This is a genomic window from Halomonas sp. McD50-4 (genome assembly GCF_022348135.1).
GTDB classification, from domain to species: Bacteria; Pseudomonadota; Gammaproteobacteria; order Pseudomonadales; family Halomonadaceae; genus Vreelandella; species Vreelandella piezotolerans.
Genome location: NZ_JAKRFG010000005.1, coordinates 232,912 through 250,774 on the forward strand (window position 1 = coordinate 232,912; position 17,863 = coordinate 250,774).

Genomic DNA, 17,863 nt, shown 5'->3' on the forward strand with positions numbered 1-17,863 from the left:
CTCGTTATCAACGGATACCCTGGCTACTCAACTCAATCACCTGAGCGGCGTTTTCCTGAGTGACGAATCCTGGGCCGGTGGCAACGTCTCCCGCAGGCAGCAGACCATTCTTGACGAACTGATCCAGGAACATGACGGGCAAGTAGCCTTGCAGGTACTGCTGCTGGTCGATCGCAAAATCGAGCTCTCCCGCATTCAGAGCTTCCAAAATGCCGGGGGAAAGGTCGAAGGTGCCAAGCGTGAACATCTCGGTGGCCCCCTGCTCTCGCAGGGCACGAATCATGGGGTCTGCCGTCAGAGCACCCAGCGTTAAAATACCCCGCACGTCACTGTTCTGGTTGAGATAGGCCACGATGGCATTGCGAATCGCCGTGGGATCATAAGTGGTGGCTAGCTGTTCAGCGTTGCCATCGAAGCCGTCTACAAAGCCGTCACAACGTTGATCCAACCCTTGATTGCCTTGCTCATGGTTGACGCAGACACCTTTCTCAACGCCCATTTCCTGCATTCGCTCAGCAGCCTGTCGGCCCGCTTCGTACTCGCTCTGCCCCACGTGCAAGCGGGCACCATAATCCCTGGCCACATCGCCACCCGAGTTGATGGTAATGACCGGAATGCCGTTATCGACGGCATTCTGAACCACGCTACCCAGCGCATTTTCGTCGGTGAAGGAGAGGATCAAACCGTCGGGGTTGGAAGCTACCGCCGCCTGAACGAGCTGCTGCATTTGGGCCATATCGAACGTGGAGGGTGCGCGATACTCCAAACTCGCCCCAACGGTTTCAGCCGCCGCTTCAGCACCGTTTTTCACCACTGACCAAAAGGGATCAGAGGGGACGCCATGCGTCACCATCACGAAACGACTGCTTTCCTGTTCCTGTGCCTGAGCAGCACCGGTGACTAATGCCGTCGCCGCAGCAGACGCGAGTAGCCATTGAGATAGACGTGCCATGAGTCATTCCTCTTAACGTTATCGTTGTTGGTGGGGAGGTGGCATTCGATGCCTTGACGCAATGGAATATAGGTTCCAAATACAAACCCTTGCAAATTATTTATTCTATACTTTGGTATAAATGGAACATTTATTCCAATCAACTAGACTGCATGACAGCCAGCCACTTTGCTCGGCGCGACGGCCCGTCGCGCCTGAGTGAATGAGGGGTACATGAGTTAACGCTAAGGAATTCGTATGCCGCAGCCACCACAAAGCTACCGTGAGCTGGAAACGTTGATCACCGCCGAGTACGCCACTTTAAGCAAGCGTTTGCAGCAAACCGCGCGTTATATGCTCGATCACCCTCAAGAAGTTGCTTTAGCGACCGTCGCTAAAATCGCCGAGCAGGCGGATGTCACTCCCTCCACCTTGATTCGCTTGGCCAATAGCCTGGGCTTCAAGGGCTTTTCTGAAATGCAGCAGCTGTTTCGCAGCCGCCTGGTCGATGAGCTGCCCAACTACACCGAGCGCATTCGCGCGGTGCGCAGCGCTACCGGAGAGACACCGGATAGCACCCAGCTATTGTGGGAGTTCGCCGATGCCAATCGTGCCGTTTTAGAGCAGCTTCCCAGCCGCATCAATCCAGAGAGCCTGGAGAAGGCGCTGGATATTTTTGAGCAGGCCCATGCTATTCATGTGATGGGCGCCCGGCGAAGTTTCATGGTCGCCAGCTATATGACCTATGCCCTTGCACATGTGGAGAAGCCCGCTTTACTGGTCAGTGGATTAGGGGGTATGTACGGCGAGCAGCTACGCGCCATGGGCCCCCACGACGCCCTATTGACGATTAGCTTCTCCCCCTACGCCGAAGAGAGCCAGCAAGCCTGCGAAGACGCCCATCAACGCGGCCTTCCCATCGTGGTGATCACCGATTCGAACCTGAGCCCGCTGGCCCGCTTCGCGGATGTCGTCTTCGTGGTCAGCGAAGCCGAAGTAAAAAGTTTTCGTAGTTTGACCGCATCGCTCTGCTTGACCCAGACATTGGCGATTGCCCTGGGCGTTCGGCAAGACAAAAAGCGCAAGGCTTAAATAACCCAAAGCAAACCCACAGCAAAAACAAAACAGGAGAGCTTATGAAACTCGCACTGATCGGCGCTGGACGCATCGGCAAGGTGCACGCCCAGGCCATTCACTCGCACCCGAGCGTGACGCTAGCCGCCGTGGCTGATTTTCATCGGCCTGCCGCAGAAGCCCTGGCCGAGCAGTACGCCAGTCAAGCGGCCTCCGTTGATGAGATCTTGGCGGATGACGCCATTGACGCCGTGCTGATTGCTTCGAGCACGCCCACCCATGCGGAGTATCTGGAGCGTGCCGCCCGCGCGGGCAAGGCGATTCTGTGCGAAAAACCCATCGCCCTGGATTTAGCCCGCACGCGAGATGCTCTGCAGGTACTCAGTGAGCACCCGGTGACGTGTGCACTAGGCTTTAACCGCCGCCACGACCCTCAGTTTTCGGCACTGAAAAAAGCGATTACCGAAGGACGTATCGGCGCACTTGAAACGCTGACCATCATCAGCCGCGACCCCTCTCCCCCGCCTGCCGAGTACGTGGCCGAATCCGGCGGCCTGTTTCGGGACATGATGATTCACGATCTGGACATGGCACGTTGGCTCCTCGATGAACCCATCGAAAGCGTCTTTGCCGTCGGCAGTAGCATCATCGACCCAGCCATCGGCGAAGCGGGGGATGTGGATACCGCCATGGTGACCCTTACCACGGCCAGCGGAAAGCTCTGCCAAATCAGCAACTCACGACGCGCCAACTACGGCTACGATCAGCGTATCGAAGCCTTCGGCAGCCAAGGCATGCTGCAAGCCCAAAACGAGAGCGACACGCGGTTACGCTTTACCGGCGAGGCGGGGCAAGTGGAGGAGAAACCCAAGTGGTTTTTCTTGGAGCGCTACGCCGAGGCTTATCGGTTAGAGATTGGCGACTTTGTCGATGCTTGGCGCGAAAAGCGTGCCCCTCTAGCAGGCGCCCAGGATGGCTTGGAAGCCTTGCGATTAGCCGATGCAGCGGAGCGCTCGCTGCGCGAAGGCCGCAAAATCCTGCTTCAGGCTGATGCCCACCTTGATAAATAAAGGAGCAACGTATGGCTTCTCTACTGGTACGCCCCACCGCCCCAGATGCCCAAGGCACCGTGATCGACGTTACCCCAACATCGGCTGGCTGGACGCACGTCGGTTTCCGGGTGCACACACTCGCCAAAGGTCAGCGCCTGGAGGCCAGCAGCGATCACCAGGAAGTGTGCCTGGTACTGCTCACCGGGCGTGCCACGGTGACCTGTGGCGAGCAACTCTTTGAAGATATTGGCCAGCGCATGGATATCTTTGAGCAAATCCCGCCCTACGCGGTTTACCTGCCCAATGGGGTTAGCTACGCGGTAGAAGCGACAACCGACTTAGAGCTAGCGGTGTGCGCCGCCCCAGGGCATGGCAACCACGCCCCACGGCTCATTACGCCTGGCAACATCAAGCAGAGCACCCGCGGCCAGGGCACCAACACCCGCCATGTACACGACATACTGCCGGAAACCGAACCCGCCGATAGCCTGCTGGTGGTCGAAGTATTCACACCCGCAGGCAACTGGTCGAGTTACCCGCCGCACAAACACGATGTGGATAACTTACCCCACGAGTCGCTGCTGGAAGAGACCTACTACCATCGCATTCACCCTGAACAGGGGTTCGCCTTCCAGCGCGTTTACACCGATGACCGCAGCCTTGATGAAACCATGGCGGTGGAAAACGGCTGCTGCGTGCTGGTGCCCAAAGGCTACCACCCGGTGGGCGCTTCCCACGGCTACTCGCTCTACTATCTGAATGTCATGGCGGGCCCCAAGCGCGTCTGGAAGTTTCATAACGATCCCGATCACGAGTGGTTGATGAACGCATGATGCGCTAGTGCTTTGCCCGCTAACATTTATCTAATGCTATCCTGTGTTGCCCCGCTCCTGCGGGGCTTTTTTGTGACAGCTGTTTTCAATCACCCTATTTTCATCACCCTTTTGAGGCCTCCATGCTCCCGGATTACTCCCTTATCGCCTGGCTGTTGATCGTTTTTTCGGTGTATCTCACCGGCGTCTCCAAGGGGGGCTTTGCGGGTGGCTTCGGTACGCTCTCGGTACCGCTGATGGCGCTGGCGATTAGCCCCACCCAGGCGGCCGGGCTGCTGCTGCCGCTGCTACTGGTGATGGATGTCTTTGCGGTCAAGGCGTGGTGGGGCAAACACGACCGGGCGGAAGTGTGGCGCTTCGTGCCGGGGCTGTTCATCGGCGTGGCGGTGGGTACGCTGCTGTTTGGCAGCCTGAGCGAGCAGGGCGTGCGCATGGCCCTGGGCATTCTGTCGGTGGTTTTCGCCGCTTACATGCTGCTCAAGCCGGTGGCGAAAAAGCCCATTTCCCACCACTGGGCGCTGCCCGCTGCCAGCGTCTGCGGCTTTACCAGCTTCATCGCCCACGCGGGGGCGCCGCCGATGAACATGTACCTGATGCCGCGTAAGCTCACCAAAGAGACCTTCATTGCCACCTGCACGGTGACCTACGCGGTGGTCAACACCATCAAGCTCGGCCCGTACATGTGGCTGGGCGAGGTCAACATGACCAGCGCCTGGGCCTCGCTGCTGCTGGTGCCCGTGGCGTGGATCGGCGTACGTAACGGTCTTTGGCTACAGAGCCGCGTCAATGAAACGCTGTTTTACCGTCTGGTGATCATCGCCATGTTCTTAGTGGGGATCAACTTGGTGTGGCAGGCGCTCTAGTTTAGAGAGCAAGAAGGTGGCGCGACTACAGCGCCACCATCACCAACCCCGCCAGCATCACCAAGGTGCCGATCGTTTTGGCGGTGGACGCGGGCTCTTTTAGCCATAGCACGCCCATCAACACCCCCACCGGAATCGAGAGCTGGCGCAGCGCGACCACGTAGCTCACTTCATCGGTCATCGCCATGGCCACCAGCACGAGGCCGTAGGTGCAGGTCATCATCAGCCCGGTCACCACTAACACGGGCAGGCCTTGCTGGCGAAGTAGCGGCAAGCGGCGACGCTCAGCGGGCAGCAGCGCCAGCAGCGGCACTGCCCAAGTCAGCGTCATCACCGCTTGCAGCACCATAAAGACGGCTCCGGCGGTGAGCCCGCTGTGACCCGCGCTCTGCATCAGGCCCAAGGCCTGCTTATCGATGAGCGAATAGCCCACCGTGCCCGCCGCCGCCAGCAGCGCGAATCCCATGGCGGGCGTGACATAGGTTGACACCCGACGCGCCTCCGGGTGGCTGAGCGGCAGACAGAGCGCGCCCAAGACCACCAGCGCCATTCCCAGGCCGTCCCAGGCATCCAGCACGCGGCTACCTAGTAACGCAATGGAGACCAGCGGCACCAGCACGACGGGCAACGCCCTGGCGATGGGGTAGAGCACGCTCACCTCCCCCCGTGCGTAGGCCCAGGCCAAGCCGCCCATATAGAGCATCTGGCATAGCCCCGAGAGTGCCAGCAACCCCCAGAATGCGCCTGGAAGCGCCAGCAGCGAGGGACCCAGTACCACTAGCGGCAGCATCACGACGCCGCCAGTGCCATAGGCCAGCACGAACGCCCCCAGCGAGGGCGTGTTGCGTTTGCCCAGCACGTTCCACCCGGCATGCATACACACCGAGACCAGTACCAGGGCGAGGGCCGCTGGACTCATGTGGTCGCCTTGACAACGAGAGTACCTATGAAACGACCATCATGTTTTAGCAAGACTGGAGTATTCACTATTAACGGAGCTAGATAAGCGGTCATTACTAAAAGAGAATGCCCGCCAGTCTAAGCGTCGCCACCCTTCTACGCTAGCCACCTCGGCCAAGACCGGGTCGGGGTTGACCGCCACGGCGCAATCCACGTACTGCAGCAGCGGCAAGTCGTTGCGCGAGTCGGAATAGAACGTGGTGTGGCTCGGCGTGATGGTGTGCTCCGCCAGCCACTGCTGAAAGCGGATCACCTTGCCGCCTCGGTACGAAAGCACGCCTTGGCTGCTCCCGGTGTAAACACGACCCTCTTCGGACATAGTGATCTCCGGCTCCACCGCCAGCACATGCTCGATGCCGAGCACTGTCGCGATGGGTGCCACCAAATGGCGAGAAGAGGCAGAGATCAAAATCAAAGTATCGCCCGCTTGTCGATGGCTCTCTAGGCAGCGCCACGCTTGATCGAAAATACGCGGCTGCAAATGAGTAGCGACGAAGCGCTCGACTTCCTTTTCCACCTCAGCCACTCGCCGCCCCTTCAGGGGTGCCAGCGTCATGGCCAGGTACTCGTCTAGCTTGAGCTTGCCCGCATGGTAGGCCTGCTGCATCTGTTCGGCGCGTGTCATGAAGCGCTCCGCGTCGGTGACCCATCCTTGCTCGATCATCCATAAATTCCAGCGGTCGCTGCAGTCTCCGTCCAGGAGCGTATCATCAAGGTCAAACAGGGCCAGGCGCATGGGAACTCCTATCGTCGCGGTTTGGCGCGCGTAGGGTATGCCACGCATGATGACAGTAAGATGACGAACCTGCGCCTAGCGACTCAGCCAGGTATGGGCAAAGCGATCGGCTGGCAGCGGCTTGCCGGAAAAGTAACCTTGCGCCTGATTACAGCCCATCTCGGCCAGAAGCGCCGCTTGGGCGGCACTCTCGACACCTTCGGCAAGGGTTTTCATGTCCAGCGTGTTGGCCATGGCAATGATCGTCTGCACGATGGCCCGATCGTGGTGGTTATCGAGCATTTCGCGCACGAACGAGATATCGATTTTTAGCGCGTCGGCGGCAAAGCGGCGCAGATAAGAGAGCGAGGAGTACCCGGTGCCGAAGTCGTCGATGAACAGCGCATAGCCTGCCTGACGCATGGCCTGGGTAATGATGACCGCCTGATCCGGGTCGCGCATGAAATCGCTCTCGGTCAGCTCAATGGCAATCGCGCTGGGCGAGACGCTGGAGGTGAGTGCGGCAATATGAGTCGTTAGTCGCGGGTCGGCAAACTGCTGCGCGGAGATATTGATCGACAGCCGCCCCGGAAGCGGTGTGCCCGCTGCTTGCCAAGCGCTCAACTGACGCGCGGCCTCTTCCAGCACCCAGTCACCGAGTAAACGAATCAGCCCGCGCTCCTCGGCTAGGGGGATGAACTCCCCAGGGCTGACCCACCCCCACTCTGGGTCGTGCCAGCGGCACAGCGCCTCTGCACCGGTCAGCGCTTTCGTGTCTAAATCCACCTGGGGCTGGAAGTAGAGCTCTAGCCGCTGCTCTAAAATCGCCATGTGCAGCCGCTCGGTCATCCATTGGCGGCGTTCCAGCGTATGGCGCATGGCTTGCGTGTAGGGGGAGATATTGGTTTCACGCTTTTTGGCGTGATGTAGTGCAATACTGGCCGCATTGAACAGCTCGCTGGTGTTGGCCACATCGCCTGGGTAGCGCGCAAAACCAATGCTTACGTCCAAATTGAAGACGCGGTGCTCTAGACGAATCGGCCGTCTCACCAAGCTGCAAAGCTGCTTGACAAGCTCATCCAGCGCTGCGCGTTCGACGCGTGGTAATAGCAGCGCGAACTCATCCCCCGATAGCCTCGCGCAGTGCAAGTTGGCGATATCCAAGTGGCGCAAACGCGCCGCCACCGTTGCCAGCAGTTGATCACCGACTTGATGTCCGTGCAGGTCGTTGACCTCTTTGAAGCGGCGCAAATCCAACAGCAACAGCGCCAGCGGCGACGCCTGCTGCTCGGCCCGCTCGCCTATATCACGCAAGAGATCCATGAACTGCACCCGGTTGGGCAAGCCGGTCGTGCTGTCGGTGTAGGCCAGCTGGTGCATGTGGCGGTGGTCACGGCGTCGCTCGAGCTCGGCGGCAGCCCCCGTGGAGAGAATCTGCAGCACGGAGGTAGCAAAGGCATTGGTGGTTAACGGCGTTTGGTAAAACACCATCATCACCCCAATGGCTTCCCCTTTGGCGTTATCCAAGCGGCGTCCGATCCAGGCTTGCGCGTTCAGCGTGGCGCCCGGCAGGCTAAACCGCTGCCCCTGCTGTACGACGCTCTCTTGTTCGAGCACCACGCGTTCGACGGGCGTGCCGCGCAGCAAGAAGGTGTGGTTTTTACGGGTCTGGCCAGCGACGACCAGACTCACGGTATGCCCCGTAGTGGCAGGCAACAGATTACTGGGATGAGAATGGCCCTGTGGTGCAGGCGGCACCGGTTGGTCCAACAGAGCGATGAATCCCGCATCGGCTTCCAACAGCGTGGTCAGCGTGGCAATGAGTTGCTGAAAGTAATCGTCGCCCACCCTAGAAGTGACGGTCGAGGCCACTTGAACCACCGCCTGCTGTACCCGCTGCGCCTCTTGCTGGTCGGTCACATCCGTAATGAAGCCTTCCAAGCAGAGTACCTCGCCTTGATTGGAAAAGACGGCCTGCCCTTGCTCCCACATCCAGCGCTCGCTACCGTCGCGGTGCCGAATGCGAAACGTCACGCGATAAGGACGGCGCTGGCGAATCGCAGCCGCTACCTCTTGCGCCAGCCGCGCTTGATCATCTGCGTGCACCAGGCTGGCAAAGGTCGTCACTCGGCTGTTTTCCAACTCTTCCGGCCGATAGCCGGTCAGCGCTTCGGCACCTTGGCTGACGAGCAGCATGGTCCAGTCATGATCGTTCAGGCAGCGGTAGGCCATGCCGGGCAGGTGATCGAGCAAGGTGTTCAGCCGTCGCTCGCTCTCTTTGGCGGCGGCCTCGCTTTTGCGTAGCGCGTTTTCTGCTTGACGCCTGCCTAGCTCAGCACCCGCTTGTGCGGCGGCAATTCGCAACACTTCGTTTTCTAGTCCATCGAACGCCATGGGGCGATTGCTCAGCACCGCTAGCAGACCGATGGCCGCCCCATCCGGCCCAAATAGCGGCAGGCCCATGTAGCTATCGGCACCGAGCTGGCGCAAAAGATCGTCTTCAGGAAAGCGGGATTGTACGTCGCAGGCGTAAAGGCATGGTTCATGGCCAACCACGGTCTCGCAAGGCGTGCCTGCCAAGGGGTAGGTGATATTGGCTTGTAAACCATTGCTTGACCAAACGGCCAGGGTTTCCGCTATATTGGCATCAGTGACGACCGCGATCAACGCATGATCGACGGCCAGTAAACGAGCAAGCTGTTCCACCAGGGAGGCAAAGAAGTTGGGCTGACTGCTACGCCCCACCCCTTCTGCTAGCTGGCGAAAAATCTCTGCTGCTTCTTTTCGTGTGTGCATCGTTGCACTCGCTTATGTCGTTATAGAGCAGCTAAGCTTTGCCACTGTTTTAACAAAGCACGGCGACGTTTGCACCATAAACAGCTACCTTTTGGAAGACGCCGATCGCGCCAAGCGGTATCGGCCAACCTGACAATATGATAAAAAAAACGATCGTTATTCAACTGACTGCCTACTTCGCTGCACGGCATTGAGGAGACACTATGACGGGGCCTACTGCCGTCAGCGAAACGCTTTATACCTCGCTGGCCAACCAGCTTCCCAGCTTTCTCAGCAGCGCTTTGCTGCAGTGCAAGCGGCTACCGTCTTTGCCGGCGGTGGCGCTCAACGTGCTGGAGATCACCCGCACCTCGGATGCCACCTTGAGCGATTATGCACGCGCCATCGAGCACGACCCGGCCCTGACGGCACGGGTGATGAGCGTGGCCAATAGCGTGCACTATCTGCGCGCCGCCCAGCCGCCTCATACGTGTTTCGAAGCCACCCAGCGTATGGGGCTGGATGTCACGCTGGCCACGGTGCTGAGTTTTTGCCTGTTCGAAAATGACCACTCGGCACGCGGCCGCCAGCACTTCTGGCGGCGAGCCATTACCTCAGCCGTTGCCGCGAGTTATCTCGCGCAACAGCTCTGCCCTCACCAAGCGGGCAGCGTGTTTACGGCAGCACTACTGCAGGACATTGGCATCCTGGCGCTACAAACCGCCTACCCCAACGACGCTGAGCGGCTATACGGGACCGAGCAGGCCTCTCATGGCCATACCCAGCAGGTCGAAAAACGCTACTTTGGCTGCGACCACGCGCTGATCGGCGCTTGGTTACTCGCGAAATGGGGCGCTCATGACGATTTGATTCGCGCCATCCAGCGCAGCCACGAAGGGCTCGAGACCGACAATCCCTCGGTTCTCTGCCTGCGCGTCTCGGGTGCACTTGCCGATGCTTGGTTATCGGCCGATCCCGCCCAAGCATTAGCGGGCGTGATGCGTCAGCTTCGAACGTTGGCCACCGCTGACGAGTGGGCCCTTGCCGGACTTTTGGCACACCTCGAATACACTCTGCCGCCCTTGATGGAGACTCTGGGGCTAAGCCAACCCGTCTCGATCGATAGCGTTAGGCTGTTACAAGAGGCTCAGCAGCTGCTGTACGAGCATACGCTGTCGCTTAGCGCCCGTCTGGACGCTCAGCAAAAGGCGCGGGATGCGCTGCTCGACGATTACGCCCAGCTAGAGCAGCGCAGCCGGATCGATCCGCTGACCCAACTGGCCAATCGCGCGTGGCTAGAGGAACAGCTGCGAGAGCGCTTCCACCTTTGCCTATCGACCAAGCGAACCATGTCGGTGGTGTTCATCGACCTCGATCACTTCAAAGTGCTCAACGACCGTTTCGGTCATCAGGCAGGCGACGAGGTACTGGCCCGCTTTGGTAAGATGCTCGCCTCGCTGGTGCGTGTGGGCGATCTAGCGGGCCGCTATGGTGGCGAAGAGTTCCTGGTGATTCTGCCGGATGAAAATGCCGAAGGCGCAAAACGCTTTGCCGAACGCATTACTCGGCGCTTGCAGGAGCGGCCCATGGCGCGGATCGAACAAGAGCCGCTCTATGTCTCGGTATCGATTGGCGTGGCGTGTTTGACCGATGGCGGTTTTGGTAATGAACGCGAGCTGATCGATGCCGCCGACCAGAGCATGTACTTCATCAAGCGCTCTGGCCGGGGCGGGGTGTCGGTCTATGGTCAATGACTCGGCCAATTAGCCGGTCATGGCGTAAGGCAGGTAAAGTGCAATGCTGGGGAAGAGATGCATCAGCGCAATGGCCAGCATCATCAGTAAAAAGAACGGCAGCGTCGCTTTGGTGATGGTCAGAATATCCTTACCGGTCAAGCCTTGAATCACGAATAGGTTAAACCCGACCGGCGGCGTGATTTGCGACATTTCGACCACGATCACCAAATAGATGCCGAACCAGATCAGATCGAAGCCCGCCGCGCTCACCACCGGCATGATAATGGCCGTCACCAGCAGAATCAGCGAAATACCGTCCAAGAAGCAGCCCATGATGAGCAGCAGCAGCGTGAGTGCCACCAGCAGCATGGTGGGCGATAGTCCCATCTCGCCAATGGCCTGAGCAAGCTTCATGGGCACTTGAGTAAAGCCCATGGCCGAGGTCAAGAACGATGCACCGGCAATGATGAAGGCGATCATGCAGGCCGTGCGCACTGCCGCAAAGAGCGAGTCGGTAAAAATCGACCGGTCGAAGTGACCATTGAACCGGGCAATGATCATCGATAGCACCACGCCCACCGCAGCCGCCTCCGTTGGCGAAGCCAGCCCGCCGTAAATCGAGACGATGATGCCGCCAATCAGCAGCAAAATAGGCACCAGCGCCCAGGTATTGCGCAGCTTTTCAGCGATGCTCATATCCGATTCGTCGGCACCCGTCAGGCCAGCACGGTTGCCTTTGAGCAGCGCCCACAGCACCAAATACGTCATGAACATGGCCAAGATCATCAGGCCGGGGCCAATGCCCGCCATGAAGAGCCGCGAGATCGACTGCTCGGTGACCACGCCATACACGATCAGCACGATCGAGGGGGGAATCAACAAGCCCAGTGTGGACGCGCTGGCCAGCGTGCCAATCGCCATGTTGCTGTCGTAGCCGCGGCGTTCGAGCTCCGGCAGGGTCATTTTACCCACCGTGGCACAGGTGGCGGCTGACGAGCCACATACCGCTGCGAACATGCCACTGCCAATGATGTTGGTATGCAGCAGGCGGCCCGGCAGACGGTTGAGCCACGGCGACAGCCCACGAAACATGTTGTCCGCTAGCCCCGAACGGAACAGAATTTCGCCCATCCAGATGAACATGGGCAGCGCCGTTAAGTCCCAGCCGTAGCTGGCGCCCCAAAAATCAGAGGCCAAAATGGGGCCTGGATCGAAAGGGCTAAAAAATTGTAGGGCAATCCATGCGGTGCCGATGAGCGCAAAGGCAATCCACACCCCGCTGCCCAACAGCACCACGAGGGTCACAATAGTCGCTAAACTGAGTAGTAGCACGAGGGTATCTCCCGAGTCGCCGCTTAGTGCGCGTCGTTATCGTCGATGGACATGGCTTCACGGAAGCTTGACGGGTCTCGCAGGGCAATACGCCCAGCCATCCATAGCGCCTCCAGCAGCGCCAGGGCCAGCAGACCAACGCCAACGGCCAGCACCACTTGCGGGATCCACAGAGGAATCGACAAGAAGCCCGACGACACATCGTTGTATTCCAGGCTCTCCCTCGCCAAGCCGATCAAGCCATAGGTCAGCAGCACGCTGATGACCAGCGCAATCAGCAGACCAAACACCTCGAACCACACGCGCACCGCCGACGGCAGGCGCGAAATGAGCAGCGTGACCCGTATATGGGCGTGATGCACGAAGGTGTAAGCCAGACCCAGAAACGTCGCGCCGACCAATAAATAGGCGGCCATTTCCGAGACGCCGGTGATACTGATGCCGAGTCGACTAAGGCCCACCAGCACCAACAGAGCATCCACCAAACGGAAAGTGACTTGCAGCGCAATGAGCGCACAAATGGCCACCATGCACGCTGCTGCGCCCCAGGCACCCAGGCGGTAGAGTTTGTCGAATTTAAACGTCATGTTCGCAGTCTCACAGAGCGCGTAGGGAAAGGGGCAGCCCGCGGGCTGCCCCAGGCGTTACCGTGGCAACGAAGGGTTAGTTGCCACGCTGGGCGCGGTAGGCTTCCAGTGCCGCTTTGGCTTCGTCATCGGCGCGGGACTGCCAATCGGCGAACAGCTCGTCACCGGCCGCCTGCAGTGCAGCAGCTACCTCAGCGTTGGGTTCGGACACGCTGATGCCGTTCTCTTGCAGCGCCGAGAGGCTCTCGTCATTGTTCTCACGGCTCATTTGCCAGCCGCGCTCTTCGGCACGGGCCGCCGCTTCCATCAGCGCTTCTTGAGTCGCTTCGTCAAGACGATCGAAGCTACGCTGGCTGATGAAAACGATGTTCTTCGGCAGCCACAGGTTGGCATCTGTGTAGTCGGTGACGTAGTCCCAAGCGGCCATGGAGTTGCCGGTAGAGCTCGACGTAATCATCGCGTCGACGCGGCCGGTGCTAAAGGCCGTGGGGATATCCGACTCTTCGGTTTCGGTGGGGCTACCGCCTAGGTTATCGACGAAGCGCTGGGTGTTGATGTTCGGCGCACGCACGCGCAGCCCCTCGAACTGTGCCGGATCCGTGAGCGGTTCGGCCGTGTAGATGCCCTGTGCAGGCCAGGCAACGGCATACAGCGGAATCAGCCCTTCATAGGCGAACAGCTCGGTAATCATCGGCTTGGTCGCTTCCCACAGCGCGTAGGCGTCATCGTAGCTACCGGCCACGCCAGGCAGCGTATCGACTTCGAAAATCGGGTCGTCGTTGGAGAGAATCGACAGGAACACCTCACCGGCGTCGATGGTGCCGCGACGTACAGACGGTTTGATTTCACCGTGCGATACCAGCGAACCACCGCTGTGGACGGTAATGGTGAGTTCGCCGTCAGTGGCTTCTGCCACATCTTCTGCGAACTGCTTGGTGTTTTGGGTGTGGAAGCTGGCATCCCCGTAGGGCGTGGCCATGGTCCACTCGGCGGCCTGAGCCGTGGCGGCGGCAAGGCTGCACGCCGTGGCAAGAAGCAGGGGGGTCGCAATGCGAGTACGCATAGGTAAAGTCCTCTTATTCATAGGGATGGAGGTGCTGCACAGGGGTGGAGGAGGCGGCGTTAGGGGTCACCCAACGCCCGGTAAAACACGTGTTAGTAATCTCGTTATGCTTTTCAGTGGCATACTCACGCGCGCACTCTTGGGCCAATCGGCCCACGCCGCGACAAAAGCGCGGATGATTGGCGCTGCGCCAAATCACATCATAGTGCATGGCGGGTAACGGCGCGGGGAGCGCCAGACGATACAGCTCGCCCCGTCGCCACTCGTCCAGCACGGTAGCGACCGGCAGCGCGCCGATGCCTAATCCCTCGGTCGTCAAGCGAACAATGGTCATCAGCGTGCTCACGCTATGAATACGTGGCTGCGCCACCCCCTGGGCGGCGAGGTAGCTCACCAGCTCCTCATAAGGGCGCGCCAGCTTGCCAAAAGAAATGAACGGCAGCGTGGTGCACCAGGCGTGGGGGCGTTCGCTAAGCCGCTGGGCGTGGCGTGGCGAGACGAACATGCCCATCTCGTAAGGGCTGAGCGTCTCTTGGTCGATCTGCTCCGGGGGCAGATAGCCGTTCATGGCCAACAGGATATCCAGCTCATTGCCGATCAAACGCTCATTGAGCGCGGGCGAGTAGTCGACGGTCAGTTCGATGATGAGCTTGGGATAGCGCTCGGTGAGGCGCTGCATGAAGCGCGGAAACCAGCTATGGGCGATGGTTTCGATGGTGCCCAGACGTAGCGGCGCCGAAAAATCCTCTTCGCTGTCGAACAGTTTCAGGGCTTCATCGCGCTGAGCCAGCATGCGTTCGGCATGGAGAAAGAACTCTCGGCCACGCATGGTGGGTTGAATCGGCCGCGCCGAGCGTTCGAGCAGCAGCTCGCCCACCGTGCTCTCTAAGCGAGAAATACGCTCCGACACCGAGGGTTGAGTGATGTGTAACCTGGCGGCCGCTTTACGAAAAGAGCCAAGTTTCACCGCCCACACAAAGGCATCGAGTTCCTTAAAATCCAGCATCGTCTCACCAGCCTGTCAAAAACGCACTCGGGCAAAGCACCCCAGTAGGCGCATTCACCACGCCGCCCACCGTTGGTAATCCAGGTGAAGCGTCGCTATGCAGATGTATATGCAACCTGCCGTGCTGGGCACAGGCAAGCTGTCGCGGGGCTGGCAACCGCATGTGGCACTCCTCAGACATCACCCTTTCCTAGCCATTGTTATAGGTAGCGCAAACGCGCGACATCCGGCGGATCAGGGCGTCTCTTTTGTAATCTTTTTTGAGTCGCTTTCAATAGTTGATAATCGTATCACGCTCTAGCGTCAACTATTTTTCCACTAAATAACAGCATGATAGGAACAGCCGATACTCAATATCGCTAAAAACGATTGGCACTTGGAACGCGCTCTCCATATATTATTTTTGCGCTAACAACACCATAAATAGGCTCACTAACACGTCATCACTATGAGCAAATAGACTGTCTCATTTGGCTAATGAATAGCGATATCAATTACTAACAACACACAACCCGGCAGGAGACGTTATGGCGATTCCGCTGCTTAACTGCGATATGGGCGAAAGTTTCGGTAACTGGTCGATTGGCTTGGACGCTGAGGTCATGCCCCACGTTGACTGTGCCAACATTGCCTGCGGCTACCACGCATCTGACCCCCATGTGATGCGCAAGACAGTGAAGCTTGCTGTTCAGCACGGCGTAAAAATCGGTGCCCATCCCGGTTACCCTGATTTAATGGGCTTTGGCCGCCGCTCCATGGCCTGCTCGCCTGCCGAAGTGGAAGACATGATGCTCTACCAAATCGGCGCCCTGGCAGGCATTTGCCAAGCAGAAGGCACCGCACTGAGCTACGTCAAACCCCACGGGGCAATGTACAACGACATGGCCGCCAATCTGGAGCTACTGGAAGGTGCCATGCGCGCCGTGAAGGCGTTCGATGCCCGTTTGCCGCTGATGGTGATGGCCACCGCCGACCCAGCGCCGCACCGTCAGCTTGCGGAAAAAATGGGCATCACCCTATGGTTTGAAAGCTTCGCGGACCGCGCGTATGAGGCCACCGGGCACTTAGCCTCACGCCGCCTGCCGGGGGCCGTGCATCACGACCAAGCCACCATCGTCGCCCAAGCCGTCGCCTTGGCCAAAGGTGAGACTCTCACCGCCCGCGATGGCAGCGCCCTGCAGTTACCCTGCGATACGCTGTGTGTACATGGCGATAATCCCGAATCCGTGGCCGCCGTGCGCGCCATTCGCGAGGCCTTTACGGCGTTGGAGTCCGCGTGAAACTGCACTTAGAAACGGCGGCGATGGACGCCCTAACGGTGCGCTTGTTCGACGCCATCGATGAAACCAATATGGCGTGGATCATGGCCGCCGACGAGGCGCTGCGGCGCGCTTTCGATCACGCGCTCATCGACCTGATCCCGTCATACACCACCCTGCTGGTGCATTACGACTGCCAAAAGCTCACCTTTGCCCAGGCCACGACCCTCGCACGCAGTGCCCTACGCAATTTAGCCCCTGCCGACTCCCAGCAGGGCCAGCTCCACGAAATTCCCGTATGGTACGACGAGAGCGTTGGCCCCGAATTGCCCACCGTGGCAAAGCGCGCTGGTCTCAGCGTCGAGGCGTTGATCGAGCGACACTGCAGCCACGACTACTGCGTGTTTGCACTGGGCTTTGCCCCTGGCTACGGCTTTATGGGCTTGGTGGATGAGGCGATTGCCGCGCCGCGTTTGAAAACGCCCCGCCGCCGTGTCGCGGCGGGCAGCGTCGGCATTGCCGACCGACAAACGGCCATCTACCCGCTGCTTTCACCGGGCGGCTGGAACATTCTGGGTAGAACCGCCGTGCCGCTGTTCGAACACGCCAAACGCGGCGAGCCGCTGCTGCGCCCGGGCGATAAAGTGCGCTTCAAGGCGATATCCCAATCCGAATTCGAAGCGGCCGGGGGCGACACCACCCCGCTGGAGGAGCGCTCATGAGCCGTCCTACCCTGACCGTAAAGCAAGCCGGACCGCTGGCACTGATTCAAGATGCGGGCCGCTTCGGCGTCGGCCACTTAGGCGTGACGCAAGGCGGTGCCGCCGACTGGATCGCCTTCCGCTGGGCCAACTGGCTTTTGGGCAACTCGCTGGAGAGCGCCGCGCTGGAAATCGTCATGGGCGGCAACCTGACGCTGGTAGCCAATAGCGACGTGCGCCTCGCCCTGGCAGGTGCCGACCTTGCCGCCACACTGGACGACCAACCGCTGGCGCCCAACGCCAGCTTTATGATGCAAGCGGGCCAAACGCTGGTCTTTCGCCAGCCGAAAAAGGGCCTACGCGCGTACCTCGCCTTCCCGGGCGGGCTGGATGCACCAACCGTGCTGGGCAGCCAAGCCTGCACGGCAAGGGAGCAAATCGGCGGCCTGCACGAAGATGGCAAACCGCTCAAAACCGGCGATCAGCTCACCTGGAAAGGCAGCAGCGCCACGCCGCGTCAGTTACCCCAAGGCACCCAGATCCCTCTGCCTGATGCAGAAGACACCGTGCTGGACATGGTGCTGGGCTCCCAGGCCGCCCACTTTGCCGGGCGCAGCCTGTTCGATGCCTTCAACCAGCCATGGACCGTGGATCAACGTGCCGACCGCATGGGCATTCGGCTCACCGGCAAAGCGCTGAACAGCCGCCTGGGCGGCATCGTCTCGGAAGGAATACCGCTGGGGGCCGTGCAGATCCCCCCCGATGGCCAGCCGATCATCCTGATGAACGACCGCCAAACCATTGGCGGCTACCCGCGCCTGGGTGCTTTGACCCCCATGGCCTGCGCCCGCCTCGCCCAATGCTTGCCGGGCACTAAGGTGCGCTTGCAGCCGATCAGTGCGACCCATGCGCAGGCGGCGTATCGCAAGCAGCTGTTGCGGTGGAAGTAGGCTGAAAAGCCCCAGTAGACAGGGGC

Annotated in this window: 16 protein-coding genes; 8 read left to right on the top strand and 8 right to left on the bottom strand. The window is 59.7% G+C overall.

Annotated features, from left to right (window positions below):
- Window positions 1-7: 7 nt before the first annotated feature.
- Window positions 8-952, bottom strand: a complete 945-nt coding sequence (locus MHM85_RS08590; protein WP_219862102.1) for a sugar ABC transporter substrate-binding protein — start codon at window positions 950-952, stop codon at window positions 8-10.
- A gap of 237 nt (window positions 953-1,189) precedes the next feature.
- Here MHM85_RS08590 and MHM85_RS08595 point away from each other — a divergent pair, with 237 nt between their 5' ends.
- The 4 genes from MHM85_RS08595 (at window position 1,190) to MHM85_RS08610 (ending at window position 4,753) form a co-directional block, all read left to right on the top strand.
- Window positions 1,190-2,023, top strand: coding sequence for a MurR/RpiR family transcriptional regulator (locus MHM85_RS08595; RefSeq protein WP_219862104.1), 834 nt, complete (start codon window positions 1,190-1,192; stop codon window positions 2,021-2,023).
- Between the two features lie 44 nt (window positions 2,024-2,067).
- Window positions 2,068-3,075: an inositol 2-dehydrogenase gene (gene iolG, locus MHM85_RS08600; RefSeq protein WP_219862106.1), complete on the top strand. Its 1,008-nt coding sequence runs from the start codon at window positions 2,068-2,070 to the stop codon at window positions 3,073-3,075.
- Between the two features lie 11 nt (window positions 3,076-3,086).
- On the top strand, window positions 3,087-3,890 hold the full coding sequence (iolB, locus tag MHM85_RS08605) for a 5-deoxy-glucuronate isomerase (protein ID WP_219862109.1): 804 nt from the start codon (window positions 3,087-3,089) through the stop codon (window positions 3,888-3,890).
- Between the two features lie 122 nt (window positions 3,891-4,012).
- Window positions 4,013-4,753: a sulfite exporter TauE/SafE family protein gene (locus MHM85_RS08610; RefSeq protein ID WP_219862111.1), complete on the top strand. Its 741-nt coding sequence runs from the start codon at window positions 4,013-4,015 to the stop codon at window positions 4,751-4,753.
- A 25-nt stretch (window positions 4,754-4,778) separates the two neighbouring features.
- On the opposite strand, the gene MHM85_RS08615 is transcribed toward MHM85_RS08610, so the two are convergent.
- The 3 genes from MHM85_RS08615 to MHM85_RS08625 all read right to left on the bottom strand — a co-directional run bounded on the left by MHM85_RS08615 (window position 4,779) and on the right by MHM85_RS08625 (window position 9,224).
- Window positions 4,779-5,672, bottom strand: a complete 894-nt coding sequence (locus tag MHM85_RS08615) for a drug/metabolite transporter (protein ID WP_219862113.1) — start codon at window positions 5,670-5,672, stop codon at window positions 4,779-4,781.
- 39 nt (window positions 5,673-5,711) lie between these two features.
- Complete coding sequence (locus MHM85_RS08620; RefSeq protein WP_219862115.1) at window positions 5,712-6,449, bottom strand: HAD family hydrolase; 738 nt, start codon at window positions 6,447-6,449, stop codon at window positions 5,712-5,714.
- 75 nt (window positions 6,450-6,524) lie between these two features.
- Window positions 6,525-9,224 (bottom strand): EAL domain-containing protein, encoded by a 2,700-nt coding sequence (locus tag MHM85_RS08625; RefSeq protein WP_239285722.1) that lies wholly within the window; start codon window positions 9,222-9,224, stop codon window positions 6,525-6,527.
- Between the two features lie 203 nt (window positions 9,225-9,427).
- On the opposite strand from MHM85_RS08625, the gene MHM85_RS08630 reads away from it, so the two are divergent.
- A complete protein-coding gene (locus MHM85_RS08630; protein WP_219862119.1) occupies window positions 9,428-10,957 on the top strand; it encodes a GGDEF domain-containing protein in 1,530 nt (509 codons plus the stop codon).
- Between the two features lie 9 nt (window positions 10,958-10,966).
- Here the strand turns inward: MHM85_RS08630 and MHM85_RS08635 are convergent, their stop codons facing one another.
- The 4 genes from MHM85_RS08635 to MHM85_RS08650 form a co-directional block, all read right to left on the bottom strand.
- Window positions 10,967-12,271: a TRAP transporter large permease subunit gene (locus MHM85_RS08635; RefSeq protein WP_139525884.1), complete on the bottom strand. Its 1,305-nt coding sequence runs from the start codon at window positions 12,269-12,271 to the stop codon at window positions 10,967-10,969.
- A gap of 23 nt (window positions 12,272-12,294) precedes the next feature.
- Window positions 12,295-12,858 (bottom strand): TRAP transporter small permease, encoded by a 564-nt coding sequence (locus tag MHM85_RS08640; RefSeq protein ID WP_139525885.1) that lies wholly within the window; start codon window positions 12,856-12,858, stop codon window positions 12,295-12,297.
- Window positions 12,859-12,934: 76 nt separating this feature from the next.
- On the bottom strand, window positions 12,935-13,921 hold the full coding sequence (locus tag MHM85_RS08645) for a TRAP transporter substrate-binding protein (protein ID WP_219862122.1): 987 nt from the start codon (window positions 13,919-13,921) through the stop codon (window positions 12,935-12,937).
- Window positions 13,922-13,934: 13 nt separating this feature from the next.
- Window positions 13,935-14,927, bottom strand: a complete 993-nt coding sequence (locus MHM85_RS08650) for a LysR family transcriptional regulator (protein WP_219862124.1) — start codon at window positions 14,925-14,927, stop codon at window positions 13,935-13,937.
- 527 nt (window positions 14,928-15,454) lie between these two features.
- Between MHM85_RS08650 and MHM85_RS08655 the strand changes: the two genes are divergently transcribed.
- The 3 genes from MHM85_RS08655 to MHM85_RS08665 are packed head-to-tail and all read left to right on the top strand — an operon-like array spanning window position 15,455 to window position 17,837.
- Window positions 15,455-16,207 (top strand): 5-oxoprolinase subunit PxpA, encoded by a 753-nt coding sequence (locus tag MHM85_RS08655; protein ID WP_219862127.1) that lies wholly within the window; start codon window positions 15,455-15,457, stop codon window positions 16,205-16,207.
- Window positions 16,204-16,908, top strand: coding sequence for a 5-oxoprolinase subunit PxpB (gene pxpB, locus MHM85_RS08660; RefSeq protein ID WP_239285725.1), 705 nt, complete (start codon window positions 16,204-16,206; stop codon window positions 16,906-16,908). The genes MHM85_RS08655 and pxpB overlap by 4 nt, the downstream gene beginning before the upstream one ends.
- A complete protein-coding gene (locus MHM85_RS08665) occupies window positions 16,905-17,837 on the top strand; it encodes a biotin-dependent carboxyltransferase family protein (RefSeq protein WP_239285727.1) in 933 nt (310 codons plus the stop codon). The genes pxpB and MHM85_RS08665 overlap by 4 nt, the downstream gene beginning before the upstream one ends.
- Window positions 17,838-17,863 lie beyond the last annotated feature (26 nt).

Excerpts from the sequence above, each read along its gene's own strand:
- MHM85_RS08590 (WP_219862102.1), bottom strand. The coding sequence starts at position 952 with ATGGCACGTCTATCTCAATGGCTACTCGCGTCTGCTGCGGCGACGGCA.
- MHM85_RS08595 (WP_219862104.1), top strand. The coding sequence starts at position 1,190 with ATGCCGCAGCCACCACAAAGCTACCGTGAGCTGGAAACGTTGATCACC.
- iolG (WP_219862106.1), top strand. The coding sequence starts at position 2,068 with ATGAAACTCGCACTGATCGGCGCTGGACGCATCGGCAAGGTGCACGCC.
- iolB (WP_219862109.1), top strand. The coding sequence starts at position 3,087 with ATGGCTTCTCTACTGGTACGCCCCACCGCCCCAGATGCCCAAGGCACC.
- MHM85_RS08610 (WP_219862111.1), top strand. The coding sequence starts at position 4,013 with ATGCTCCCGGATTACTCCCTTATCGCCTGGCTGTTGATCGTTTTTTCG.
- MHM85_RS08615 (WP_219862113.1), bottom strand. The coding sequence starts at position 5,672 with ATGAGTCCAGCGGCCCTCGCCCTGGTACTGGTCTCGGTGTGTATGCAT.
- MHM85_RS08620 (WP_219862115.1), bottom strand. The coding sequence starts at position 6,449 with ATGCGCCTGGCCCTGTTTGACCTTGATGATACGCTCCTGGACGGAGAC.
- MHM85_RS08625 (WP_239285722.1), bottom strand. The coding sequence starts at position 9,224 with ATGCACACACGAAAAGAAGCAGCAGAGATTTTTCGCCAGCTAGCAGAA.
- MHM85_RS08630 (WP_219862119.1), top strand. The coding sequence starts at position 9,428 with ATGACGGGGCCTACTGCCGTCAGCGAAACGCTTTATACCTCGCTGGCC.
- MHM85_RS08640 (WP_139525885.1), bottom strand. The coding sequence starts at position 12,858 with ATGACGTTTAAATTCGACAAACTCTACCGCCTGGGTGCCTGGGGCGCA.
- MHM85_RS08645 (WP_219862122.1), bottom strand. The coding sequence starts at position 13,921 with ATGCGTACTCGCATTGCGACCCCCCTGCTTCTTGCCACGGCGTGCAGC.
- MHM85_RS08650 (WP_219862124.1), bottom strand. The coding sequence starts at position 14,927 with ATGCTGGATTTTAAGGAACTCGATGCCTTTGTGTGGGCGGTGAAACTT.
- MHM85_RS08655 (WP_219862127.1), top strand. The coding sequence starts at position 15,455 with ATGGCGATTCCGCTGCTTAACTGCGATATGGGCGAAAGTTTCGGTAAC.
- MHM85_RS08665 (WP_239285727.1), top strand. The coding sequence starts at position 16,905 with ATGAGCCGTCCTACCCTGACCGTAAAGCAAGCCGGACCGCTGGCACTG.